Genomic DNA, 22,611 nt, shown 5'->3' with positions numbered 1-22,611 from the left:
TGTCGGCTGGCTGTGCGCGGAGCGGACCATCACGGTCCGCCGTCGGTCAGCCTAGCAGAGGGGGGTTCGGCGATCCCCGGAACGACACGGATCCTCAGGTGATGGGCGGGGTGCCAGGGGCGTCCGGAGACGCCGCGCGCCGGTGGTCGCGTCCCCAGGACACGAGCAGAAGGAGCATTGCGACGGCCGCTCCGAGGAGGGTGTCGAGCACGCGCTCCCCCACGATCGCGAGCACCGGCTGCGTCGACGAGGACGTGCTGATGATGAGCACGAGCGGCGTGATGAAGACGAGCGCCAACGCGTAGTGCCGGATGACGACGAGCTCGATCGTGAACTGCAGGGCGGCCAGCACGAGCGCGAGGATGTAGCCGTGCGGCTGGAGCGAGGCCACGGCGAGGAAGATCCCGGCGCCGACGACCGTCCCGAGCACGCGGTGCACGCCGCGTGTCGCGCTCAGGGTGCGCGAGTGCCCGACGCTGAGGATCGCGATGGCGGACCCGGCGATCCAGTACCCGTGACCGAGGCCGAGGACCGCTCCGAGGACCGCACTGATCGCGAGCGCGACCGTGAGGCGTGTCGCGATCCGGCGGTCGGTCGCGCTCAGCCGGTACTCGGGGAACAGCACACGCATCGGCGTCGGCTTCCCCGCGCTGCGGCGGACGGCCGGCACGAGCAACGGCACGACGACCACCAGGGAGGCGAAGGCAGAACCGGCCGCCACGAGCAGGATGACCAGTCCGCCGTCGAGCCCGGCGCCGCCGATCGGGACGGGCGCGGTCAGGTGGCCGGCGATGCCGAACACGAGTATGAAGAACAGCGCGCCCGGAGGGCCGAGGACGATGCCCTGCACCAGCCAGATCACCACCGACCCGACGACGATGAGGCCGATCGCGGTCAGCGGCCGAGAACCCGACATCGCGACACCCAGCGCCGCGGCCGTGACGAGTCCTGCTCCGATGAGCGGCAGCACCCGCAGACGGTCCCGGCGGCTGAGCGGCGCGCAGTAGAGCGCGGTGAACGCCCCGAGGCCGGTGAGCAGGCCGAGCGGCGTGAGTCCGAAGAACGTCGCGACCGCGACCGGCACGGCCATCGCGATGGCCGCGGTCAGCGCGGCGGGCCAACGTTTCGGCGACGGCGCGAAGCTGATCAGCGAGGTCTTCAGACCGCGTTCAGCCATCCGGTCCTCCGCTCTCGTGCAACCATCCAACGCTACGCCATCCTGAGCCCGGCGCCCGGGCCCCGCCGTCGCGCGGGGCCTCCCGGGCTACGCTGGTGCGGACCCCAGGAGGTGACGTTGACGCATCCCGCGCCGGCAGCCGCTCGCCCGAAGCAGCGCGTCCCGTTCTGGGACAACGCCCGTTTCGCGTGCATCACGCTCGTGGTCATGGGCCACGCGATCCAGCGCCTCACCTCCGAGTCCGACCCCGCGCTCGTCGTGTACCTGTTCCTCTACGCCTTCCACATGCCGGCGTTCGCCATCATCAGCGGGTACTTCTCGAAGTCGGCCCCTCCCGGACGACGACAGATGCGCCGGGTGATCACGGACATCCTCCTGCCCTACCTGATCATGGAGGGGATCTGGTCCCTCGTGCAGTTCCTCGTCGAGGGCAAACGCGCGTTCAACCCGACCCAACCGTCGTGGACCCTCTGGTTCCTCCTCGCGCTCGGCATCTTCCGCCTCGTCCTGCCCTATCTCGCGCTCCTGCGCTGGCCATTGCTCTGGAGCGTGGTGATCTCGATCGGCGTCGGTTACCTGGACAACGTCGACAGCACGTTCTCGCTCTCGCGCGCACTCGGGATCCTCCCGTTCTTCGTGCTCGGGTGGCAGATCAACCGGTGGCGGCTCGTGGACCGCTGGCGCCTCGTCCGCACGAGGGCCTGGTGGATCCGGATCGCCGCCGCCGTCGTCCTCATCGCGTGGGCGGTCGTCCTCGTCGGCGGGATCGACCTGTGGCGGCGCATCGACCTGCGCTACTGGTTCTTCTACGACCGGGGCTACACCGCGCTCGGCAACGAGGACGGGACGGGCGGCCTGGTGCGACTCGCGGCGATCCTGCTGGCCGTCGTCCTCACCGCGGCGTTCTTCGTGCTCGTCCCCCGCGGCCAGTCGTGGATCACCCGGTACGGCCAGTCGACGATGTACGTCTACCTGCTGCACTCCTTCGTGCTCTACCCCCTGCGTGAGTCGGGCGTCCTCACCGACACGGGCAGCCCCGAGCTCGTCCTCATCGGCCTGCTGGCGCTGTCGGTCCTGATCGTCATCGTGCTCTCCAGCGGACCCGTGCGCCGCATCACGAGACCGCTCATCGAACCCCGCGCGGCGTTCATCTTCAGTCGCAAGCGGGCCTTCGACCCGGAGCCCCCCTCGGAGCGACCCGACCGGGTCCCGCCGCGACGTCACGAGGTGACGAGGACGACCTTCCCGCGGACGTGACCGTCGATGAGGTGACGGTAGGCGTCGACGACCCGCTCGATGGGCCACACGCTGTCGATCGGGAGGACGATCTCACCCCGCGCGATCGACTCGCCGAGCGCTGCCAGCTCGTCGAGCGTCGCGTCCTGTCCGCCGACGCCCCGGAACCCGTGCTCGGCGGCGAAGGGTCGGTCCGCGATCGTGTTGACCCGCTCCGGCGCAACGCCGAGGTCGCGCGCCAGCTCGAGGGTGGGCCGACCGTGGGTGTCGATGACGGCGGTGATCCCGCCAGGGGCCGCCTCGAGGACACGCTCGCGCAGCCCGTCGCCGTACTGGACGGGGACGATGCCGAGACCGCGGAGGAACTCCTGGTTGGCCGCACCGGCGGTGCCGAGCACGACCGCGCCGGTCCGTCTGGCGAGCTGCGCCGCGAGCACGCCGACCCCGCCGGCCGCAGCACTCACGAGCACCGTGTCCGGCTGCTGGACGCCGACGGCGGCGACCGATGCGATCGCCGCGCGTCCGCGATGTCGAGCGCACCCGCCTGCTCGAGCGTGAGCCCGTCCGGCACATGATGGAGGATGCCGGCCGGAGCGATGAGGAAATCCGCCTGCGCGTGGAACCGGTGTCCACCGTAGACGTGGTCGCCCGTCGCGAATCCCTGGACGCCGCTCCCCACGCCGTCCACCACCCCGGCGAAGTCGTTGCCGTTCCCGCTCGGGACGTCCCGGCCGAAGGAGGCGAGCGCTTCGGGTGATACCGCGAGCTTGTGGTCGACGGGGTTGAGGCCTGCGACGAGGACGCGGACGCGGACCTCGTCGTGGCCGGGCACCGGGATGTCGCCCTCGACGAGGTGGAACACCTCGGGGCCACCGAACCGGTCGAACCGCACGAACCTCGCCATGATGCCTCCTCTGCCGGCTTCCGCCGACCTCCATGCTCACACGCTTCCCGGGCGAGGACCACCCTGGCCGCAGGGGACGTCACGCGCCGTTCACCCGGCCGAGCGAGAATCGCGGACATGGCATGGGTCGATGAGCTGCAGACGGCGATCACGGCGTGGTTGCTCGAGATCGCCGCGTCGGGCTGGGTGTTCCCGGCGCTGTACCTGCTGACGGTCGCCGACGCGTTCCTGGTCGTCCTGCCGAGCGAGACCGCAGTGACGGCGCTCGGGGCGATCTCGGCGTCGAGCGGCTCGCCGGACCTCGCCCTCCTCATCGGCGTGGCCTGGGCGGGCGCCGTGACCGGCGACGTGTCCTGCTACCTCCTCGGGCGACGGATCGGGACCACACGGTTCGCCTGGATGCGGCGCCCGCGGGTCGCGGCCGCGATCGGACGTGCGGGCGTTGCGCTCGAGCGCCGCGCCGCTGCAGCCATCCTCACCGCGCGCTACATCCCGTTCGCGCGCATCGCGGTCAACCTCGTCGCCGGGGCGAGTGGTCTCCGCCCCCGTCGGTACCTTCCGATCACCGTCCTCGCAGGGTTCGCCTGGGCACTGTGGAACGTGGGCGTCGGAGCCGTCGTCGGCCGGTTCCTCCCGGATCAGCCGGTACTCGCAACCGCCGTCTCGATCGTCGTCGCCGTCGGCCTGGGCGTGGCCGTCGACCGGATCAGCGCAGCCCTGGCCGCACGACGGCGACGGACACAGGCCTCACTCGACGAGCTCGCCCCGCGCCTTCTTGCCGACGATGGAGTGCCGCCGGCTGTAGGCGAAGTAGATGATGAAGCCGAGCGCCAGCCAGACGAGGAACCGCACCCAGGTGAGCGTCGTCAGGTTAAGCATGAGCCAGACGCAGAGCACCGCTGAGAGGATCGGGAGGAACGGCGACCACGGGACGCGGAACGCGCGCGGCAGCTTCGGGTACTTCTTCCGCAGCACGATCACCGCGATGCTGACGAGCACGAACGCGGAGAGCGTCCCGATGTTGATCATCTCCTCGAGGATGCCCACGTCGGTCAGGCCGGCGATCAGCGCGACGAGCGCGCCGACGATGAGCTGCACCCGCACGGGTGTCTTGCGCTTCTCGGAGGTGACGCTGAGTGAGCGCGGGAGCAGGCCGTCGCGGCTCATGGCGAAGACCACGCGGGCGAGGCCGAGCAGGAGCACCATGATGACGGTCGTCAGGCCGGCGAGGATGCCGATCGAGATCACCTGCGCCGCCCAGTCCGCGCCCACCGCGATGAACGCCGTCGCGAGCGAGGGGTCTTCGGCCTCGGCGAGCGTCGTGTACGGCACCATGCCGGTGAGGACGAGGCTCACGCCGACGTAGAGGACGGTCACGATGGCGAGGCCACCGAAGATGCCGCGTGGCAGGTTGCGCTGCGGGTTCTTGACCTCTTCCGCGCTCGTGGCGACGACGTCGAACCCGATGAAGGCGAAGAAGACGAGTGAGGCACCGGCGAGCAGACCGAAGACGCCGTACTGCGCGGGCGCGGCCCCCGTCATGAAGGAGAACAGCGACTGCGACCAGGCGTCGGACGCCCCGCCCTTCGTCGGGACCTCGTCGGGGATGAACGGCGTGTAGTTCGCGGCCTTGACGAAGAAGGCGCCGACGACGATGACGAAGATGACGATCGCGACCTTGATGATCGTGAAGACGCTCGCGACACGCGAGGACAGCTTCGTCCCGAGGACGAGCAGGGTGGTGAAGATCGCGACGATGACGAACGCGCCCCAGCTGACCTTGAGCCCGAAGACGTCGAGCTCGCTCGGCACGTCCCAGCCCCAGAGCAGGAAGACGTTGCTGAGGTAGATGCCCCAGTACTTGGCGATGACGGCGGCCGCGGTGAGCATCTCCAGGATGAGGTCCCACCCGATGATCCAGGCGAGGAGCTCACCGAGGGTGGCGTAGGTGAAGGTGTAGGCGGAGCCGGCGACAGGCACCGTGGAGGCGAACTCCGCGTAGCACATGATGGCGAGGGCACAGGTGACGGCCGCGAGGATGAACGCGAGCGACACGGACGGGCCAGCGTAGTTGCCCGCGGCCTTGGCTCCGACGGAGAAGATGCCGGCGCCGACCGCGACCGCGACACCCATGATCATGAGGTCCCAGGTGCCGAGGGTGCGCTTCAGACTGCGCCCTTCGACGCTGGAATCCGCGAGGGAGTCCTCGATGCTCTTCGTCCGCCAGATGCTCATGGTGCTCCTTGCCGTGGTGCGGTACCTCGTGGCCTCGCGCGAAGCCGACTCTCGACCTTGCCAGATGAGCAGGCTGAGGTCGAGTCGCAGACGGGATGTTCTCCGGCTGCCGGGTTCCTGGTACAACACGAACGGGCCGCCATCCCGAAGGATGACGGCCCGTCACGAAGAAGCTCGCGGTGTCAGCGCCCTTCGACAGGCTCAGGGACCGTGGGTCTCGTGAGCTGGCGGAGGGTTCAGAGTGCTGCCTAGCGGCGGAGTCCGAGGCGCTCGATCAGCGAGCGGTAGCGCTCGATGTCGACGGCCTGGAGGTAGCCGAGGAGGCGGCGACGCTGTCCGACCAGGAGCAGCAGGCCACGACGCGAGTGGTGGTCGTGCTTGTGCTCCTTGAGGTGCTCGGTGAGGTCCTTGATGCGGCGGGTCATGACCGCCACCTGGACCTCGGGGGATCCGGTGTCACCTGGGTGGGTTGCGTACTCTTCGATGATCGCCTTCTTACGGTCTCCTTCAAGCGCCATAGTGGTGATCCCCTCTCTGTTCGTTGCGCGGTGCCCGTCGCCTGATGCGTGGGCTCTCTTGATCCGCGGCCGTTCGACGGCAACCTTGTGATTCTAGCAGGTTCAGAGCGTGGGAGGTTCGCGGTGCGTCGAGCGCCGCTTCGCGTTGGCCCGTTCCTCCGCTTCGCTGGCTGCAACCCGGCGTCGGCGACGCAGCACGAGGATGAGGGCGAGCGCGATGAGGTCCAGGATCAGGAAGGCGAGGAGCAGCCAGACCCAGAGCGGCGGTCCGGCACCGGCGTTCGGCGCGGGTTCAGCCGCCGCCTCCGCCGCCTCGGCGGTCGTCGTGGAGTCGTAGACGAGCCGGACCGGGTCGCCGAGTGTGGCCCCGCCGTCGGCGTTCGTCGACACGAGGGCGAGGGTGATGTCGTACTCCCCCGCGTCCGCGCCGCGAAGCCACTGGGTCATGTTGATCCTGGTGGACCATCCGCCGTCGCTCCCGATCTCGATCGGCTGACCGTCGAAGCGGAACTCGGTCGCCCCGGTCCCGCCGGTGGACTGCAGGTCGCACGACGCGTCGTCGGCCGTGGAGCTGCTGAAGCAGGCCTTCGCCGAGTCGTAGAGGTCGATCGAGCGCCAGTAGGACAGCACGACGTCGGCACCCGGGTCGGCGGTGCCGGTGACGTCGAATCCGCTGACCTGCTCGCCGTCCAGGGTGTAGTCGACGCGGTAGACGGTGTCGCCGTCGGTCGGGCTCTCGATCGTGCCGGTGCCGGCGGCCGACGCGGGAGCGGATGCGGCGAGCGGCAGGACGAGGGATCCGGCGCCGATCGACACCGCCACCACGGCGAGCGCCGCGGTACGAGTGGCACGCTGCAGCAGCGAACCGAGTCGACGCGCTCCGGGGATCACCTGGCCACCACTCCCTCCGGCGACGCCGGACGGCGACGCACGCCACCAGTATCCCAAAGACCGGGGCGCCGAGCCTGGGAACGACGGAGGCGGGGACCGCACCCGGCGGTCCCCGCCCGCATCGGGGCGATCGGACGGAGACGTCCGATCAGGCCCCGAGACCGCCGAGCAGCTCGGAGAACGGGCGGTCGAGCGCGAACGGGTCGTCCAGGCGCCCGGAACGGTCCGAGGCCGCCACGAGTGCGCTCAACTCACCGGCCGCGCGGTCGATCCGCGCCGGCAGGGCGCTGACCTGCGCGTCGCCCGACCCCCAGTCCTCGGAGGCCGCGAACACGGCGGTCGGCACGGTCACCGCCCGCAGGTAGGCGAACAAGGGACGCACGGCGTATTCGAGGGCGAGCGAATGCCTGGCCGACCCACCCGTCGCACCGAGGACGACGGGCACCCCGGTCAAGGCGGTCGGCTCCACCACGTCGAAGAACGACTTGAACAAGCCGGAGTAACTGGAGGAGAAGATCGGCGTCACCGCGATCACGCCGTCGGCGGCCGTCATCGCTTCGATCGCCTCGGACAACCGTGGACTGGGGAACCCGGTCAGCAGGTTGTTCGTGATGTCCTGCGCGAGGTCGCGCAGCTCGATCGACGTCGTCCGGGCCTCGTACCCGTCCTGCTCGAGGCGTACCACGGTGGCGTCGCGGAGGCGGTCGGCGAGGAGGCGCGTCGACGAGGGCTGGCTGAGACCGGCCGACACGACGGCGAGCGTGCGCTTCGCGGTCATCGGGTCGCCCCGACCGCCGCCGCGCCGAACGCCGATCCGGAGGCGACCCGGCTCGTCTCGACCGCACCGGAGCGCGACGCGAGTTCCGCCTCAGCGGCCGCGACCATCGACGCGTGCGTCGGCGCCTCCGGCACGTCGGCCGGGCGGTCCTTCGCGAACTCCTTGCGCAGCACCGGCACGACCTCGCCGCCGAGGATCTCGAGCTGGTCGAGCACGGTCGCGAGCGGGAGCCCGGCGTGGTCCATGAGGAACAGCTGACGCTGGTAGTCGCCGAAGGTCTCGCGCATCCCGGCGTACCGGTCGATGACCTGCTGCGGGCTGCCGACGGTGAGCGGCGTCTGCTCGGTGAAGTCCTCGAGCGTCGGCCCGTGACCGTACACCGGGGCGTTGTCGAAGTAGGGCCGGAACTGGGCGACGGCGTCCTGCGAGTTCTTCGCCATGAACGCCTGACCGCCGAGCCCGACGATCGCCTGCGCGGCCGTGCCGTGTCCGTAGTGCTCGAACCGCTGACGGTACAGCTGGATGAGGCGCATGTAGTGCTCCTTCGGCCAGAAGATGTTGTTCGCGAAGAAGCCGTCACCGTAGTAGGCCGCCTGCTCGGCGATCTCGGGGCTCCGGATGGAGCCGTGCCACACGAAGGGCGGCACACCGTCGAGCGGTCGCGGCGTGGATTGGAAGCCCTGCAGCGGGGTGCGGAACTGGCCCTGCCAGTCGACGTAGTCCTCGCGCCAGAGGCGGTGGAGCAACGCGTAGTTCTCGATGGCGAGGTTGATGCCCTCGCGGATGTCCTTACCGAACCAGGGGTAGACGGGGCCTGTGTTGCCACGGCCCATGATGAGGTCGACCCGGCCGCCGGCCAGGTGCTGCAGCATGGCGTAGTCCTCGGCGATCTTCACCGGGTCGTTCGTGGTGATGAGCGTCGTGCTCGTCGAGAGGATGAGGTCCGTGGTCTTCGCCGCGATGTAGCCGAGCATGGTCGTGGGACTCGACGGGACGAAGGGCGGGTTGTGGTGCTCGCCGGTCGCGAAGACGTCGAGACCGACCTCCTCGGCCTTCACAGCGATCGCGACCATCGCCTCGATGCGCTCGTGCTCGGTGGGCGTGATCCCGGTGGTCGGGTCGGTGGTGACATCCCCCACCGTGAAGATTCCGAATTGCATCATGCGCTCCCACTCGTTCTTTCATGCGTTTGCATGGATATCCAGGACAACGGCGTTCACACCCGCGCTATTCCCGGCCCGTTCGGCATCCTGTCCACAGCGCGCCGCGCGAGCCGCACGCCGTGTCGGCGGGCTATGGCAGGATCACCGCATGAACGGCTCACCGAACCCTTCGTCCAGCATGCCGACACCGGCCCCTCGGCACGTGTGCGGCATCGTCCCACCCTGGTTGCTCGAGCGCATCGCCGAACTCGACGCTCCGCAGCTGGCGCGTGCCGCCAGTGCCGCGCGGTACTCGCTGCTCGCCACGCGACCATACCGCTTCCCCGAGCCCGGGTCGGAGCGGGCCACCGGCCCCGTGCGCAGCGCCACCGCTGGCAAGCGTCCGGTCAGCGCCCCGCAGCGCAGCATCCACGACGCCCGGCGGTCCGAGACCCTCCCGGGCACGCTCGTCCGCTCCGAGGGCGAGCCCGCCACCACCGACGCCGCGGTCTCCGCCGCCTACGACGGCCTCGGCGACACCCACGCCCTCTTCGCCGAGGCGTTCGAACGCGACTCCATCGACGGCCGCGGGCTGCCGTTGCTCGCCACCGTTCACTACGGCGACGACTACGACAACGCGTTCTGGAACGGCGAGCAGATGGTCTTCGGCGACGGCGACGGCGAGGTCTTCCGCAGCTTCACGAGCTCCCTCAGCGTCATCGGCCACGAGCTGGCCCACGGCGTGACGCAGTACACGGCGAACCTCGTCTACGAGGGACAGCCTGGAGCGCTCAACGAACACGTGTCCGACGTCTTCGGCGCCCTCGTCGAACAGCACGCGCGCGGCGAGGACGCGGCATCGGCGTCCTGGCTCATCGGCGAAGGGCTCTTCACGGACGAGGTCGAGGGCAACGCGCTGCGTTCCATGCTCGCCCCGGGCACGGCCTACGACGACGACGTCCTCGGCAAGGACCCGCAGCCGGCGCACTTCGACGACTACCTCGAGACGACCGACGACAACGGAGGCGTCCACCTCAACTCCGGCATCCCCAACCGGGCGTTCGCGACGCTCGCCGTCGCCCTCGGCGGCAACGCCTGGGAGCGTGCGGGGCTCATCTGGTACGACACCCTCGTCGGCGGCCTGTCGGAGCGCGCCGACTTCGCGACCTTCGCCGCGGCGACGATCGCTGCGGCCGCCGCCAGGTTCGGTGTGGACTCGGAGGAGCACACCGCGGTCGGGCAGGCGTGGGCGCTCGTCGGCATCGAGCCGTCCGCCTGAGCGTCGTGGCAGCGCCCGGGCTCGCGGAGTAGCATCGCGGCATGAAGGTCACGGTGACGAGGAGCGGCGGTGTCGCCGGTCTCACCCGACGCTGGGAGGTCGTCGTCGACGAGCAGCCCGACGTCGACCGGTGGATCGTCCTGCTCGACCGCCTCCCGTGGGACGACACCCCACAAGGACCACCGGTCCCGGATCGGTACGTCTACCGCATCAGATGCGCGCCCAAGGAGGCCACCCTCGGCGAGCAGCAGCTCACCGGACCCTGGCAGGAACTCGTCGAACGGGTGCGCGCCGTCCAGCCGCCACGCGACTGACGATTCCTCGCCGGTCGCATGACCCCGACGGTGTCAGTGCTGCGGGAAGCGCTCCGCCAGCAGTTCGATCGTCCGCTCACGTGCGGGCGCCGAGTTCGACGGCGTGCCCTCCCGTGCCGACCCGACGGGCGACACCATGACCTCATCGACACCGAAGCGGTCGGCGAGACCCTGCAGCTCCGCCGCAGCCTGGTCGGCGTCGCCGATGATCCAGGCAGCGCGCATCTGCTCGACGAAGCCGAGCTCGAGATCGCTCTGCTCGGTCGCGGCGGCCTCTTCGACGGTCGCGATGGGTCCGAGCGGCTTGCCGGAACGCAGTCTCGCCATCTGCTGCAGGTTGGGGAGCGCCAACGCCTCCGCCTCGGCGGCCGTGTCGGCGACCACGGCGTTCGCGGTCAGGAAGGTGCGAGGCGCGTCGAGGAGTGCTGACGGCTGGAAACTCGACCGGTAGAGCTCGAGGGCCCGAGCCGTCCCCTGACCGGAGAAATGGTGCGCGAAGACGTAGGGCAGCCCGAGTGCTGCGGCGAGCGCCGCCGAGTAGTCGCTCGATCCGAGCAACCACACGTCCGGCACACTGCCGGCCTTCGGCGTTCCCCGCAGGGCGTACTCCTCGCCGGAGGTCATCCGCACGCTCGCACCGTCGACGCCGAGGAGGGCGACGATGTCCTGCACGTTGTTCGGGAACCGGTCGACGTCGCTCGTGTTGCCCGACTGGCGGAGCACGGCGGAGATGACCGGGTCGCTGCCCGGTGCCCGGCCGAGACCGAGGTCGATGCGGCCGGGCGCGGAGGCCTCGAGGAGCGCGAACTGCTCGGCGACGACGAGCGGAGCATGGTTCGGGAGCATCACGCCGCCGGAGCCGACGCGGATCCGCTGCGTGGCGGCAGCCAGGATGCCGATGACGACCGCAGGGTTCGTCGATGCGACGGACGGCATGTTGTGGTGCTCGGCCACCCAATACCGGTGATACCCCAGCTCGTCGGCGCGCTTCGCCAGGGCGATCGTCGCGGCGAGTGCCGCAGCCGTGTCCTGGTCGGTGCGGACGGGGATGAGATCCAGTATCGAGAGTCGCATGGTCACCTTTCGTCGCGCTGCCGAACGGCGACAGACGCATCAGGGTGCAGCGCTCGGACGGCCTGACATATTCCGCCTCGGCGACCGCAGTGGATTCCCAGGGCGATCCAAGCCGGATGCCACACCTGACGCGTACGCTGGACGCCCGCGACCATGAAGGAGCACAGCATGGGATTCCTCGATCGACTGCTCGGACGCCCCGACTCCGATGGACCTGTCCAGGGGACGGGCGGCGCGAGCCCGGCCTCGGCCCCCGCACGGACGGAGGACGAGATCGCCGTCGAACGCTACCGCTACCTCCTGCGGACCGCGCCGCCGGAGACCATCGAACAGGTCCACCAAGAGGCCTTCACGAAGCTCACCCCCGAGCAGCGGGGCATCCTGTACCGACAGCTGTCGGAGGACGCCCCGACCGGTGAGGCACCGGCAGACGACTCCCCCAAGGCCCTCGCGCGTTCGGCCACCCGGGCCGAGGTGCGGCAGCCCGGGACCCTCGAGCGCACCCTCGGTCCGCAGGGCGGCGGGATGGGCTTCGGCAGCATGCTGGCGAGCTCCATGCTCGGCACCATCGCCGGTGTCGTGGTCGGTTCGGCCATCGCGCAGGCGTTCATTCCGGACACCGTCGGAACCGATGCCGCAGCCGATGCCGGCGGCACCGATCAGAGCGGTGCCGAGGCAGGGGCGGGAGACGGCGCGGCGACCGACACCTCCGCCGACGGCGGCGGCTGGGGTGACGGTGGATTCGGCGACTTCGGTGGCGGCGGCGACTTCGGGTTCTGAGCCCTGCCGACGCCCGGGCGCGGCGTCATGCGTCCGTCAGCGCCGCTGACCACCCGCGGTACGCGCAGGAGCGGCCGTCCGGAGCTCCACGGCCCGCTGGGCGAGCAACTCGATGACCGCTTCGATCCGTGCATCCCGGTGCGCGTCGTCGGATCGCTCCACCCACGTCGCGAGTTCCCGCTGTGCGCTGTTCGGCAGGCCGCGGAAGAACGACAGTCGACCGGCGTCGTCGATCGCCTCCTCGAGGTCCGGCCGCAGCCGCACCACCGTGCCGGTCGCCGAGAGCGGCGCGGCTCCCACATCAGCGTGTCTGCCCATGCGGCAACGGTAGTGGTTCGGGCGGCAGCCGTCGAGCAGCTCGGTCCTGACCGACCTCGGCCGGTCCTCGAGCCGTCAGGCCCTCAGGCGAGTTCCCATGAGGCGACGCCACCGCCGACGACGACGAACACCGGGTGCGGCTGCGGTCGCCAGACCTTCGCCCATCGGGACGCGACGTCCGGGCTGCGTCCGAGCAGGTGCCGCCGCAGATTGCCCCATTCGTAGTCGAGCTGGCCGTCGGTCACGACGAGGGGGTCCCGGAGGACGCCGGAGGCGACGACCCGCGCGCGGTCGAAGACGATGTCGCGCTCCTGCGCCTCGTCGGCGACACCGTTGAGATAGGCCGCGATCGCCTCCAACGGTTCGTCGGCCTCGAGGAAGCGCTGGAGCTGCGGGTGTGCACGGAGGCTCGATCCTGGCTCCTGCAGGACCCGCTGGGCGATCAGCCCTTCACGCCAGGACGACGTCAACGCTTGGGCGTCGAAGTACCGGGGATGGATCGACCAGAGACGCATGTCTCCATCCTGCCCGAGGGCGCTGACAACCGACTCCGGGCAGCCCCTGCCCCTCGCCGCCGAGCCCTGCCGCGACGCGCGTAGGCTGAGGTGCATGTCTGAGCGCGCCACATCCCGTCACCCGATGCCCCGGTGAGCGCTGCACCCGGATCCGGTCGGCGCGGGCTCCTCGTCGATCTGAGTCCACTCCGGGAGAGTCCCGCCTTCGCCCGCCTGTGGATCGGCGGGGCGATCACCGGGATCGGCGGCCAGATGACCATCGTCGCCGTCGGCCTCCAGGTCTACGACCTCACCGCGTCGACGTTCGCGGTCTCGCTCGTGGGCGTCATCGCCCTCATCCCGATGATCTGCTTCGGGCTCTACGGGGGCATGCTCGCGGACGCGTTCGACCGACGCACGGTCGCCCTGACGGCCGCCGTGGTCACGTGGGTGTCCACGGCGATCATCGCGGTGCTCGCCTGGAGCGGTTCGGAGCTGGTCTGGCCCCTGTACCTCCTCACGACGATCAACGCCGTGTCGACGACCGTCGTCGGGACGACGCGGCAGGCGATCCTCCCCCGACTGCTGCCGGCCCGCCTCCTACCGTCCGCCGCGGCGTTGTCCGGCATCGCCGCGGGGGTCATGGTGACGGTCGGACCAGCACTCGCCGGCGTCCTCGTGGCCGGCGTCGGATTCCGCTGGACCTACACGATCGACGTCGTGCTGTTCGTCGCCGCCTTCCTCGGGATCGCGTCGCTGCCGAAGATCCTGCCCGAAGGCGGCGTCAGTCGACTTCCGGGCCTCGCGAGCCTGGTCGACGGCTGGACCTTCCTCCGGACGGCCCCCAACGTCCGGATGACGTTCATCGTCGACATCGTCGCGATGACGTTCGGCAACCCGCGGGTGCTCTATCCCGCCGTCGGCACCCTGTTGCTCGGCGGCGGCGCGATCACCGTCGGGGTCCTGACCGCGGCCGGCGCGGTCGGCACCCTCCTGTCGAGCCTCGTCTCCGGACGACTCGGCCGGATCGACCGCCAGGGCCGCGCCATCGAGCGGGCCATCATCGTCTACGGGCTCGCCATCGCCTGCTTCGGCGCGGTCCTCTCGTGGGTCACGTTCTCCGGAACGGCGACGCACGATGCCGCCGACGCGAACCTCCCCGCCATCGTGATCGCGGCGATCGCCCTCGCCGTCGCCGGAGCGGCCGACAACATCAGTTCGATCTTCCGGATGACGATCCTCCAGGCGGCCGTGCCCGATGCCGTGCGGGGCCGGTTGCAGGGCGTCTTCACCGTCGTCGTGACCGGCGGACCCCGCGTCGGCGACCTCTACATCGGCCTCGCCGCGTCGGCCTTCGCGCTCTGGGTACCGGCGCTCGCCGGCGGACTCCTGGTCGTCGTCCTCGTCTGGACACTCGTCCGCGTCCAGGGGGCCTTCCGTCGCTATGACGCCCGGACGCCGACGCCGTAGCGCCTAGGCGGGAGCCGTGGCGATCGAGAAGACGTCGCGACCGCTGAGCGAGGCTCGGCCGGGCAGACCCTCGAGCTCGAGCACCAGCCCGAGCCCGGCCACCTCGTATCCGGCGCGCTCGATGAGGTTGACCGCCGCACCGCAGCTGCCGCCCGTCGCGAGCACGTCGTCGAGGATGAGCACGCGCGTCCCGGCCGGCAGCTGCTCGGTGCGCAGCTCCAGGGCGGCGGCGCCGTACTCGAGGCCGTAGTCCTCGCGGAGCACCTCACCCGGGAGCTTGCCCGCCTTGCGGATGGGGACCAGTCGCGTGTGGGTCGCGTACGCGACGGCCGCGGCGAGCAGGAACCCACGGGCCTCGACACCGGCGACGGCGTCGAAGCGACCCTCGAAGCGCGCCGCCAGCTCGTCGATGATCGCGCGGAAGGCGTCGGCGTCGGCGAAGACCGGGGTCAGGTCGCGGAACAGGATGCCGGGCGTCGGGAAGTCCGGAATGGTCGCCGTCAGGCGGTCGACGTACTGGGTTGCGGTGGTCATGTGGTCCTCGTTCGGTCTGGGAGACATGCGACACCCCTCGCCTCCGCGACACGTCGGTCGAGAGAGACGAGGGGTGACCTGCGGATGGTTACTTGACGCCCAGGAGGTCGATCACGAAGACGAGCGTCTGGCCGGAGAGCTGGTGGCCACCGCCGGCCGGGCCGTAGGCGAGCTCCGGCGGGACCGTGAGCTTGCGGCGACCGCCGACCTTCATGCCGGGGATGCCGTGCTGCCAGCCCTGGATGAGGTTGCGCAGCGGGAAGTTGATGGACTGCCCGCGGCTCCAGGAGGAGTCGAACTCCTCGCCGGAGTCGTAGCCGACGCCGAGGTAGTGGACGTCGACGGTCGAGGAGGCCTGGGCCTCGTCGCCCTCGCCGAGGAAGATGTCCTCGATGACGAGTTCGGTGGGGGCCGGGCCCGTGGGGGCGTCGACCTCGGGCTTGGTGCGTGCTGAATCGGTCATGACTCCATCCAAGCAGTTCCGCCCGATCGGTTCATGCGGATTTCGCTGAGCGCGTGACGTCCCGGGCCGGCCCCTGGTGGCGTGGTCGTGGCGCCGCACCCGGTACTTGGGGGTTGCGGGCCGTGGCCCCCGGGTGCATGCTGGAGGGACAGACCAACTCATCGCCCGGGCGACTCGCAGGCATTGCCGCAGCACCGGGCGATGAGTCTGTCCGGGGCCGTCGCCCGGGGATCCGTCTCGCCTCCCGTTCCATCGTGTCCGGGCACCCGCAGCTCGGACCGCTATGTCCACAACGCCCGCGCCCGACGCGCCTGCGATACCGTAGACGGGTGAAGTTCGCCCATTTCGTCGCCACAGACCACCAGCCGAGTACCCCCGCAGAGCCGCGGGTCCGACTCGCCGTCATCAGCGACACCGGGGCGGTGTTCCTCGACGAGATCCTCGAGGACGCCCCGCGCGACCTCCAGGAGCTCATCGAACGCGGCCCGGCCGAGCTGGACCGTGTACGGAGCTTCGTCGAGACGTCGCTCGCCCACGGTGTCAGCGGAGAACCCCTCGACGGGCTCGTCCACGCGTCCGCGGTCCTCCGTCCGCCGACGATCCTCGCGGTCGGGCTCAACTACTCGGCGCACTCGCAGGAGCTCAACCTCAAGACCGACAACGCCCCCACCATCTTCGGCCTGTGGGCGAACTCGCTCACCGGGCACGAGGGCACCACGAGCTGGCCCGCGGCGATCAGCGAGCAGGTGGACTACGAGGCGGAGCTCGGTGTCGTCATCGGCCGGGCCGCTCGCGATGTCGATGCGGCCGATGCGCTCGGGTACGTGTTCGGGTACACCGTCGTCAACGACATCACCGCCCGCAACATCCAGTACTCCGAGGCACAGTGGTCGCGCTGCAAGTCCTTCGACGGGTTCACCCCGACCGGCCCGGTCGTCGTGACCGCGGACGAGATCCCCGACCCGCAGGACCTCCACATCTCGACCGTCCTCGACGGCGTGACGCTCCAGGACTCCTCGACCAGTCACATGGTCCGCAGCGTCGCGACGCTCATCGAACATTTGTCGGGCTCCGCGACCCTCCTGCCCGGAACGCTCATCTCGACGGGCAGCCCGGGCGGCGCGGGATACTCGCGCGACCCGCAGGTCTTCCTGACCGACGGCGCGACGGTCACCGTGTCCGTCGAAGGCGTCGGATCGCTCACGACGCACTGCACGGTCACCGCCGGGTAGCGACTCCCCCACAGCACACGACGAAGCCGTCCGGACCCTGGTCCGGACGGCTTCGTCGTGTACAGCCGCGTCGGTCAGCGACTCGGGTCGGAGTCCGCGCCCGGGATCGGCAGGTCGATGATCGGGATGGCCGAGGTGATGGCCTCGATCCCCGAGAGCCGCGCGGGCGAGAGCTGCTTCGTCACCTCGTCGCGCGTCATGAGGTTGGCCTCGACCACGAGGTCCGCGACGTTGCGGCCCGTGAGCAGCGCGGTCTTCGCGAGCGCCGCAGCCGACTGGTACCCGATGAACGGGGTCAGGGCGGTGATGACGCCGACGGACGCGCCGACCATCACCTCGAGCCGTTCTTCGTTCGCCGTGATGCCGTCGATGCAGTTCACCCGCAGCGTCTTGCACGCCTGTGCCATCCAGACGATGCTCTGCAGCAGCGAGTGGGCGATGACCGGTTCGAAGGCGTTGAGCTGCAACTGCCCGGCCTCGGCCGCCATCGTGACCGTCATGTCGGCGCCGACGACGCTGAACGCCACCTGGTTCACGACCTCCGGGATGACCGGGTTGACCTTGCCCGGCATGATGCTCGATCCGGCCTGTCGGGGCGGCAGGTTGATCTCGCCGAGGCCTGCCTGCGGACCGCTCGACAGCAGACGCAGGTCGTTGCAGATCTTAGAGAGCTTGATGGCACTCCGCTTCAGGGTGCCGCTGAACGACATGAACCCGCCGGCGTCGCTCGTCGACTCGATGAGGTCGGGTGCCGTGGTGAGCGCGAGGCCCGTGATCTGGTTGAGGTGACGGACGACGGCCTCCGCGTAGCGCGGGTCGGCGGTGATCCCCGTCCCGATCGCGGTGGCGCCGAGGTTGACCTCGGCGAGCAGCCAGAGGGTCTCGTGGAGGCGGTCGTAGTCCTCGTTCAGCGTCGTGGCGAAGCCGTGGAACTCCTGCCCGAGGGTCATCGGGACGGCGTCCTGGAGCTGCGTGCGCCCGACCTTGAGGACGTGGGAGAACTCGACGGACTTCGCGCTGCACGAGTCGCGCAGCAGGCCGAGCTCCGTCAGGAGGAACTGCAGCGAGAACGCGAGCGCGATCTTGATCGAGGTCGGGTAGACGTCGTTGGTGGACTGCGACCGGTTGGTGTCGTCGAGCGGGTGCAGGAACTGGTATTCGCCCTTGGCGTGGCCAGCGAGCTCGAGCGCGATGTTCGTGATCACCTCGTTCGCGTTCATGTTCGTCGACGTACCTGCGCCGCCCTGGATCACACCCACGATGAACTCCTCGTGGAAGTCACCGTCGATGATGATCTGGCACGCGCGGTCGATGAGGTTCGCCTTCGCCGGGTCGAGGACCCCGATCTCGGCGTTCGCGCGGGCGGCGGCCTGCTTGACGCTCGCGATGGCGACGACGAGGTCGGGGTAGACGGAGATCGGACGCTTCGTGATGGGGAAGTTCTCGAGCGCGCGTGCCGTGTGGATGCCCCAGTACGCGTCGGCCGGGATCTCCATCGAACCGAGTGAATCCGACTCCGTCCGAGTCTCGTCGCTGTTCGTCCTGTCCGCCATGTCGTCGTCTGCTCCAAGGGTGGTGGGGGTGCTGCTGCTGCTGGTGGTGCTGATCGTCACTCGTGGCTCCGTTGCCTGGTGGGTGGATGTCCCTTCCAGCGTAGCCGGGTGCGATCCGCGATGCCTCTGCGGTGTCTTGGACCCGAGACGGTTCCGTGCCTGCGGTTCAGCGACCGTGGGTCACCGCTTGCGCGAGAACGCCTCCAGCCGCTCGGCCGGGCTCAGGGCGGCCATGCGGTCGATGAACGCCGCACTGAAGGTGTCGGCGGTGGTGTAGTCACCGAGTGGGACCGTGGAGTGGGTGATGCGGTCGTCGTAGACGTGCACGAGGTTGAAGGACTGACCGCCGAACATCCCGTTCACCTCCACGGACGGGAGCGAGAGGTTCATCGAGTAACAGCTCGCGCTGGCGACCTGGACGGGGATGCCGGCGAAGGTGCTCGAGGTGGAGTAGTGCAGATGGCCGCCCAGGATGGCCCGGACGTCGCTCCCGCGCAGCACGGCCTCGAGCCGGTGCTGGTCGCGGAGCTCGAGGATGTCGAAGAACGGGATACTCGACGGCACCGGCGGGTGGTGCATGGCGAGGATGCTGCCGAGCGGCGCCGGCGTGGCCAGCACCGACTCCAGCCACTGCAGCTGGCTGTCCTCGAGCTCGCCGTGGTGCCACCCCGGGACGGTCGAGTCGAGGCCGATGACGCGCAAGCCGCCGAAGTCCCAGACGGCGTCGAGCGGCTGCTCCCCTGCCGGCAGGTCGAGGAGCTCCGTCCGCATGACCGACCGTTCGTCGTGGTTGCCCATGAGCCAGACGATGGTGGTGCCGAGTCGCTCGGCGACGGGCTCGACCCGCTCCCGGAGTCGACGGTAGGCGTCGGCCTCTCCGAGGTCCGCGAGGTCGCCCGTGAACACCATCGCGTCGGGCCGGAGCTGCATGCGCTCGATCTGACGGAGGGCCTGCTCAAGGTTGGCCTGCACGTCGACCGCGTCGTAGAGGCGTCGGCCGTCGGCCAAGAGGTGCGGGTCGCTCAGATGGACGATGACCCTGTCGGGAGCCGGGTACTGACCGAAACGGACGTCGGAAGTCATGGTCCGAGTCTAGGAGTCACCGCCGACGTGCAACGCCGCGGTCGACCACCCGAGGGCGGCCGACCGCGGACGGTCAGGACGCGACGCCGAGGAGTTGCTCGATGGGTCCGCGGGCGAAGAAGACGAGGAACCCGGCTGCGACGACCCACAGCAGCGGGCTGATCTCGCGCGCCTTCCCGGACAGGGAGCGGAGCACGACCCAGGCGATGAAGCCGGCGCCGATGCCGTTGGCGATCGAGTACGTCAACGGCATGACGACGACCGTCAGGAACACCGGGAGCGCGACCGAGAACTCGGTCCAGACGATGTCCTTGATCTGCGAGATCATGAGCGTCCCGACGATGACGAGCGCGGCGGCGGCGACCTCGGAGGGCACGATCTGCGTGAGCGGCGTGAAGAACATGGCGAGCAGGAACAGCGCGCCGGTCACGAGGTTCGCGAGGCCGGTCCGTGCCCCTTCGCCGATGCCCGCACCGGATTCGATGAAGACGGTCGAGGAGGAGGACGAGGTCGCGCCACCGGCGACCGCACCGACACCCTCGACGATGAGCGCCGAGCGGAGTCGCGGGAAGTCGCCCTTGGCGTCCGCCACACCGGCCTCCTTCGAGAGCCCGGTCATCGTGCCCATGGCGTCGAAGAAGTTCGTGAACACGAGGGTGAAGACGAGCATGAGCGCGGCGAGGACGCCGATGCGCTCGAAGCCGCCGAAGCTCACCTGGCCGAGCAGGCTGAGGTCGGGCACCCCGACGACCTGGGTGGGCAGGGTCGGGACGCTGAGGTTCCAGCCACCGGGGTTCTCGCCGCCGTTGGAGGCGCCGACCTTGAAGACGGCCTCGGCGATGATGGCGATGATCGTGGAGGCGACGATGCCGATGAGCAGGGCGCCCTTGATCTTGCGTGCGACGAGCACCCCCGTGAGCAGCAGGGAGATGACGAACACGGCGGTCGGCACGGTGGCGACCGAGCCCTCGATCCCGAGGCCGACGGGCGGCGAACCGGCGCCCGTCGAGCGGACGAAGCCGGCGTCGACGAAGCCGATGAACGCGATGAAGAGGCCGATGCCGACCGTGATCGCGATCTTCAACTGGATGGGCACCGCGTTGAAGATCATGGCGCGGAGTCCGGTCGCCGCGAGGAGGACGATGATCAGCCCGTTGATGACGACGAGCCCCATCGCCTCGGCCCAGGTGACCTGACCGACGACGCTGACCGCGAGGAACGAGTTGATGCCGAGGCCGGCCGCGAAGGCGAACGGCAGCCGCGCCACGAGACCGAAGAGGATCGTCATGACGCCGGCGGTCAGGGCGGTCACGGCGGCGACCTGGGCGAAGCCGAGCTCGCCACCGGTGACGTCGGCCGAGCCGCTCAGGATGATCGGGTTGAGGATGACGATGTAGGCCATCGCGACGAAGGTCACGAGGCCGCCGCGCACCTCGCCTCCGACGGTCGAGCCGCGCTTGCTGATCTCGAAGAAACCGTCGAGACGCTCTCGGAACGAGCGCGGAGCGGTGGGCGTCGTGGTCACTGGACCTCCTGGGTCTGCATCGAAGCAACCAGCGTACCGGCACGGCGGACCGCCCCGCGACGACCGGGATGCGAGGGTGCCGCTACGATCGGCTGGACCCCTTACCCAGCACCCTCCTCACGGAATCGAGCTCACATGGCGCTGCCCTGGACTCTGCACGGCGACGGCAAGCACGTCCCGACCCACGCGATCGTCGGCCCCGGAGAACGGCTCACCTGGCCGCGGACCATCGGACTCGGCATGCAGCACGTCGTCGCGATGTTCGGCGCCACGTTCCTCGTCCCCGTGCTGACCGGGTTCCCGCCCACCACGACGCTGTTCTTCTCGGGCGTCGGCACCATCCTGTTCCTCGTCATCACCAAGAACCGCGTGCCGAGCTACCTCGGCTCCTCGTTCGCCTTCATCGCCCCCATCTCCGCCGCGGTCGCGAGCCAGGGCATGGGCAGCGCCCTCTTCGGCATCCTCGCGGTGGGGCTCCTCCTGGCGCTCGTCGGCGTCATCGTGCAGGTCACGGGCACCGGGTGGATCGATGCGCTCATGCCGCCGGTCGTCGCCGGTGCCATCGTCGCGCTCATCGGGTTCAACCTCGCCCCCGCCGCGAAGAACAACTTCGTGGCGGCTCCGATCACCGCCCTCGTGACGCTCGCGGCCGTCATCCTGTCGACCGTCGTCTTCCGCGGGATCCTCGGCCGACTGTCGATCGTCATCGGTGTCGTGGTCGGGTACATCGTCGCGGCGATCCGTCAGGAGATCGACTTCTCGAAGATCGCGGACGCCGCGTGGGTCGGCCTCCCCGAGTTCCACCTCGCGGACAACCCGATCTCGAACCCGGCGGTCTGGGCGGTCCTCCCGGCGTTCCTCCCCGTCGTGCTCGTCCTCATCGCCGAGAACGTCGGCCACATCCGTGGCGTCGCGCAGATGACCGACGCCTCGGTGAACAAGCAGACCGGTCGCGCGCTCCTGTCCGACGGCCTGGCGACGATGCTGGCCGGCTTCGGCGGCGGTTCGGGCACGACGACCTACGGCGAGAACATCGGCGTCATGGCGGCGACGCGGGTCTACTCCACGGCGGCCTACTGGGTCGCCGGTCTGTTCGCGGTCCTCCTCGGCCTCTCCCCCAAGGTCGGTGCGGTCATCAACACCATCCCGGCGGGTGTCCTCGGCGGCGTCACGACGGCCCTGTACGGACTCATCGGGATCATCGGCGTGAAGATCTGGCTCGACAACAAGGTCGACTTCTCGAAGCCCGTCAACCAGTTCACCGCGGCGACGGCGCTCATCATCGGCATCGCGGACTTCACCTGGGTGGCGGGTGGCGACGTCAGCTTCAACGGGATCGCGCTCGGCACGATCGCCGCGATCGTCATCTACCACGTGATGACGACCATCGGTCGCTGGCGGAAGACCGCCTGACCCGTCCGGTGCGGGTGCGTCAGCGCGGTGCGCTGGCGTCAGCGCGGGTCGTACGCGTGAGCGCGGGTCTCTCGAGCCCCGCGCTCACGTGTGTGACGCGCGGTCACGCCGGGTAGGTGCGGTTCGCGTCAGCGCACCGCGCTGGCGCCCCCACACGGATCGGTCCCGGACCTGTGGCCCGCGCTCGCGTCAGCGCGG

The 22,611-nt window shown here is 69.8% G+C and carries 23 protein-coding genes and 1 pseudogene; 8 read left to right on the top strand and 16 right to left on the bottom strand.

All coding sequences use genetic code 11. The features are described from left to right. Positions 1 to 94: 94 nt before the first annotated feature. Positions 95 to 1,177, bottom strand: coding sequence for an FUSC family protein (locus tag ACZZZB_RS18080; protein ID WP_463530409.1), 1,083 nt, complete (start codon positions 1,175 to 1,177; stop codon positions 95 to 97). Between the two features lie 117 nt (positions 1,178 to 1,294). Here ACZZZB_RS18080 and ACZZZB_RS18075 point away from each other — a divergent pair, with 117 nt between their 5' ends. Beyond that, a complete protein-coding gene (locus ACZZZB_RS18075; RefSeq protein ID WP_463530408.1) occupies positions 1,295 to 2,434 on the top strand; it encodes an acyltransferase family protein in 1,140 nt (379 codons plus the stop codon). Here the strand turns inward: ACZZZB_RS18075 and ACZZZB_RS18070 are convergent. Further along, complete coding sequence (locus ACZZZB_RS18070; protein WP_463530407.1) at positions 2,398 to 2,877, bottom strand: zinc-binding dehydrogenase; 480 nt, start codon at positions 2,875 to 2,877, stop codon at positions 2,398 to 2,400. The two genes, ACZZZB_RS18075 and ACZZZB_RS18070, sit on opposite strands and share 37 nt — an antisense overlap. Then, positions 2,874 to 3,317, bottom strand: coding sequence for an alcohol dehydrogenase catalytic domain-containing protein (locus tag ACZZZB_RS18065; RefSeq protein ID WP_463530406.1), 444 nt, complete (start codon positions 3,315 to 3,317; stop codon positions 2,874 to 2,876). Before ACZZZB_RS18065 ends, ACZZZB_RS18070 begins: the two co-directional genes overlap by 4 nt. A 117-nt stretch (positions 3,318 to 3,434) precedes the next feature. Between ACZZZB_RS18065 and ACZZZB_RS18060 the strand changes: the two are divergent. Then, positions 3,435 to 3,920 (top strand): annotated as a pseudogene (locus ACZZZB_RS18060) (DedA family protein); the annotation flags it as partial. A 144-nt stretch (positions 3,921 to 4,064) separates the two neighbouring features. On the opposite strand, the gene ACZZZB_RS18055 reads toward ACZZZB_RS18060, so the two are convergent. From ACZZZB_RS18055 to ACZZZB_RS18035, 5 genes are all read right to left on the bottom strand, one after another. Continuing rightward, complete coding sequence (locus ACZZZB_RS18055) at positions 4,065 to 5,552, bottom strand: amino acid permease (protein WP_071262327.1); 1,488 nt, start codon at positions 5,550 to 5,552, stop codon at positions 4,065 to 4,067. Positions 5,553 to 5,800: 248 nt separating this feature from the next. After that, positions 5,801 to 6,070, bottom strand: coding sequence for a 30S ribosomal protein S15 (rpsO, locus tag ACZZZB_RS18050; RefSeq protein WP_056012204.1), 270 nt, complete (start codon positions 6,068 to 6,070; stop codon positions 5,801 to 5,803). 102 nt (positions 6,071 to 6,172) lie between these two features. Continuing rightward, positions 6,173 to 6,961, bottom strand: coding sequence for a hypothetical protein (locus tag ACZZZB_RS18045; RefSeq protein WP_463530405.1), 789 nt, complete (start codon positions 6,959 to 6,961; stop codon positions 6,173 to 6,175). 148 nt (positions 6,962 to 7,109) lie between these two features. Beyond that, a complete protein-coding gene (locus tag ACZZZB_RS18040; protein ID WP_463530404.1) occupies positions 7,110 to 7,739 on the bottom strand; it encodes an FMN reductase in 630 nt (209 codons plus the stop codon). After that, positions 7,736 to 8,899 carry an LLM class flavin-dependent oxidoreductase gene (locus ACZZZB_RS18035; RefSeq protein WP_079707385.1) on the bottom strand — a complete coding sequence of 388 codons (1,164 nt, stop codon included), beginning with the start codon at positions 8,897 to 8,899 and terminating at the stop codon, positions 7,736 to 7,738. The genes ACZZZB_RS18040 and ACZZZB_RS18035 overlap by 4 nt, the downstream gene beginning before the upstream one ends. A gap of 151 nt (positions 8,900 to 9,050) precedes the next feature. Between ACZZZB_RS18035 and ACZZZB_RS18030 the strand changes: the two genes are divergently transcribed. Together ACZZZB_RS18030 and ACZZZB_RS18025 are read left to right on the top strand one after the other, a co-directional pair. Further along, positions 9,051 to 10,160, top strand: a complete 1,110-nt coding sequence (locus tag ACZZZB_RS18030) for a M4 family metallopeptidase (RefSeq protein ID WP_463530403.1) — start codon at positions 9,051 to 9,053, stop codon at positions 10,158 to 10,160. 41 nt (positions 10,161 to 10,201) lie between these two features. After that, entirely contained in the window at positions 10,202 to 10,474 is a 273-nt protein-coding gene (locus ACZZZB_RS18025; RefSeq protein WP_064294474.1) for a protealysin inhibitor emfourin, read from the top strand. A gap of 33 nt (positions 10,475 to 10,507) precedes the next feature. Here ACZZZB_RS18025 and ACZZZB_RS18020 read toward each other — a convergent pair whose 3' ends face one another. Continuing rightward, a complete protein-coding gene (locus ACZZZB_RS18020) occupies positions 10,508 to 11,548 on the bottom strand; it encodes an LLM class flavin-dependent oxidoreductase (protein WP_192018582.1) in 1,041 nt (346 codons plus the stop codon). 168 nt (positions 11,549 to 11,716) lie between these two features. Between ACZZZB_RS18020 and ACZZZB_RS18015 the strand changes: the two genes are divergently transcribed. Then, complete coding sequence (locus ACZZZB_RS18015) at positions 11,717 to 12,328, top strand: hypothetical protein (RefSeq protein ID WP_463530402.1); 612 nt, start codon at positions 11,717 to 11,719, stop codon at positions 12,326 to 12,328. Positions 12,329 to 12,364: 36 nt separating this feature from the next. On the opposite strand, the gene ACZZZB_RS18010 is transcribed toward ACZZZB_RS18015, so the two are convergent. Then, complete coding sequence (locus ACZZZB_RS18010; RefSeq protein WP_137243255.1) at positions 12,365 to 12,646, bottom strand: YdeI/OmpD-associated family protein; 282 nt, start codon at positions 12,644 to 12,646, stop codon at positions 12,365 to 12,367. An 83-nt stretch (positions 12,647 to 12,729) separates the two neighbouring features. Beyond that, positions 12,730 to 13,161: a pyrimidine dimer DNA glycosylase/endonuclease V gene (locus ACZZZB_RS18005; RefSeq protein ID WP_064294478.1), complete on the bottom strand. Its 432-nt coding sequence runs from the start codon at positions 13,159 to 13,161 to the stop codon at positions 12,730 to 12,732. 132 nt (positions 13,162 to 13,293) lie between these two features. On the opposite strand from ACZZZB_RS18005, the gene ACZZZB_RS18000 reads away from it, so the two are divergent. Then, positions 13,294 to 14,610, top strand: a complete 1,317-nt coding sequence (locus ACZZZB_RS18000) for an MFS transporter (protein WP_194645598.1) — start codon at positions 13,294 to 13,296, stop codon at positions 14,608 to 14,610. A 3-nt stretch (positions 14,611 to 14,613) separates the two neighbouring features. Here the strand turns inward: ACZZZB_RS18000 and ACZZZB_RS17995 are convergent, their stop codons facing one another. Both ACZZZB_RS17995 and ACZZZB_RS17990 read right to left on the bottom strand, forming a co-directional pair. Beyond that, positions 14,614 to 15,144, bottom strand: coding sequence for an adenine phosphoribosyltransferase (locus ACZZZB_RS17995; protein ID WP_124769542.1), 531 nt, complete (start codon positions 15,142 to 15,144; stop codon positions 14,614 to 14,616). Positions 15,145 to 15,232: 88 nt separating this feature from the next. Next, a complete protein-coding gene (locus ACZZZB_RS17990; protein WP_137243256.1) occupies positions 15,233 to 15,607 on the bottom strand; it encodes an FKBP-type peptidyl-prolyl cis-trans isomerase in 375 nt (124 codons plus the stop codon). A gap of 329 nt (positions 15,608 to 15,936) precedes the next feature. Between ACZZZB_RS17990 and ACZZZB_RS17985 the strand changes: the two genes are divergently transcribed. Continuing rightward, entirely contained in the window at positions 15,937 to 16,839 is a 903-nt protein-coding gene (locus ACZZZB_RS17985) for a fumarylacetoacetate hydrolase family protein (RefSeq protein WP_370281973.1), read from the top strand. Between the two features lie 74 nt (positions 16,840 to 16,913). On the opposite strand, the gene ACZZZB_RS17980 is transcribed toward ACZZZB_RS17985, so the two are convergent. The 3 genes from ACZZZB_RS17980 to ACZZZB_RS17970 all read right to left on the bottom strand — a co-directional run bounded on the left by ACZZZB_RS17980 (position 16,914) and on the right by ACZZZB_RS17970 (position 21,000). Beyond that, positions 16,914 to 18,392: an aspartate ammonia-lyase gene (locus tag ACZZZB_RS17980; RefSeq protein ID WP_086474295.1), complete on the bottom strand. Its 1,479-nt coding sequence runs from the start codon at positions 18,390 to 18,392 to the stop codon at positions 16,914 to 16,916. Between the two features lie 180 nt (positions 18,393 to 18,572). Continuing rightward, complete coding sequence (locus ACZZZB_RS17975; RefSeq protein ID WP_191941368.1) at positions 18,573 to 19,475, bottom strand: phosphodiesterase; 903 nt, start codon at positions 19,473 to 19,475, stop codon at positions 18,573 to 18,575. Positions 19,476 to 19,548: 73 nt separating this feature from the next. Then, on the bottom strand, positions 19,549 to 21,000 hold the full coding sequence (locus tag ACZZZB_RS17970) for an NCS2 family permease (protein ID WP_463530401.1): 1,452 nt from the start codon (positions 20,998 to 21,000) through the stop codon (positions 19,549 to 19,551). A 135-nt stretch (positions 21,001 to 21,135) separates the two neighbouring features. Between ACZZZB_RS17970 and ACZZZB_RS17965 the strand changes: the two genes are divergently transcribed. Then, the gene (locus ACZZZB_RS17965) at positions 21,136 to 22,413 is read left to right on the top strand and encodes a uracil-xanthine permease family protein (protein WP_079707128.1); all 1,278 of its coding nucleotides are present in this window, start codon (positions 21,136 to 21,138) and stop codon (positions 22,411 to 22,413) included. The last annotated feature ends 198 nt before the right edge of the window (positions 22,414 to 22,611 follow it).

The sequence above is a fragment of the Plantibacter sp. AC185 genome (assembly GCF_979258065.1).
This window is presented reverse-complemented; position numbering and strand designations above follow the sequence as displayed.

What these genes read in the sequence shown, in the direction of transcription:
- ACZZZB_RS18080 (WP_463530409.1), bottom strand. Translation starts at nt 1,177, where the DNA reads ATGGCTGAACGCGGTCTGAAGACCTCGCTGATCAGCTTCGCGCCGTCG.
- ACZZZB_RS18065 (WP_463530406.1), bottom strand. Translation starts at nt 3,317, where the DNA reads ATGGCGAGGTTCGTGCGGTTCGACCGGTTCGGTGGCCCCGAGGTGTTC.
- ACZZZB_RS18055 (WP_071262327.1), bottom strand. Translation starts at nt 5,552, where the DNA reads ATGAGCATCTGGCGGACGAAGAGCATCGAGGACTCCCTCGCGGATTCC.
- rpsO (WP_056012204.1), bottom strand. Translation starts at nt 6,070, where the DNA reads ATGGCGCTTGAAGGAGACCGTAAGAAGGCGATCATCGAAGAGTACGCA.
- ACZZZB_RS18040 (WP_463530404.1), bottom strand. Translation starts at nt 7,739, where the DNA reads ATGACCGCGAAGCGCACGCTCGCCGTCGTGTCGGCCGGTCTCAGCCAG.
- ACZZZB_RS18035 (WP_079707385.1), bottom strand. Translation starts at nt 8,899, where the DNA reads ATGCAATTCGGAATCTTCACGGTGGGGGATGTCACCACCGACCCGACC.
- ACZZZB_RS18030 (WP_463530403.1), top strand. Translation starts at nt 9,051, where the DNA reads ATGAACGGCTCACCGAACCCTTCGTCCAGCATGCCGACACCGGCCCCT.
- ACZZZB_RS18025 (WP_064294474.1), top strand. Translation starts at nt 10,202, where the DNA reads ATGAAGGTCACGGTGACGAGGAGCGGCGGTGTCGCCGGTCTCACCCGA.
- ACZZZB_RS18020 (WP_192018582.1), bottom strand. Translation starts at nt 11,548, where the DNA reads ATGCGACTCTCGATACTGGATCTCATCCCCGTCCGCACCGACCAGGAC.
- ACZZZB_RS18015 (WP_463530402.1), top strand. Translation starts at nt 11,717, where the DNA reads ATGGGATTCCTCGATCGACTGCTCGGACGCCCCGACTCCGATGGACCT.
- ACZZZB_RS18010 (WP_137243255.1), bottom strand. Translation starts at nt 12,646, where the DNA reads ATGGGCAGACACGCTGATGTGGGAGCCGCGCCGCTCTCGGCGACCGGC.
- ACZZZB_RS18005 (WP_064294478.1), bottom strand. Translation starts at nt 13,161, where the DNA reads ATGCGTCTCTGGTCGATCCATCCCCGGTACTTCGACGCCCAAGCGTTG.
- ACZZZB_RS17995 (WP_124769542.1), bottom strand. Translation starts at nt 15,144, where the DNA reads ATGACCACCGCAACCCAGTACGTCGACCGCCTGACGGCGACCATTCCG.
- ACZZZB_RS17990 (WP_137243256.1), bottom strand. Translation starts at nt 15,607, where the DNA reads ATGACCGATTCAGCACGCACCAAGCCCGAGGTCGACGCCCCCACGGGC.
- ACZZZB_RS17980 (WP_086474295.1), bottom strand. Translation starts at nt 18,392, where the DNA reads ATGGCGGACAGGACGAACAGCGACGAGACTCGGACGGAGTCGGATTCA.
- ACZZZB_RS17975 (WP_191941368.1), bottom strand. Translation starts at nt 19,475, where the DNA reads ATGACTTCCGACGTCCGTTTCGGTCAGTACCCGGCTCCCGACAGGGTC.
- ACZZZB_RS17965 (WP_079707128.1), top strand. Translation starts at nt 21,136, where the DNA reads ATGGCGCTGCCCTGGACTCTGCACGGCGACGGCAAGCACGTCCCGACC.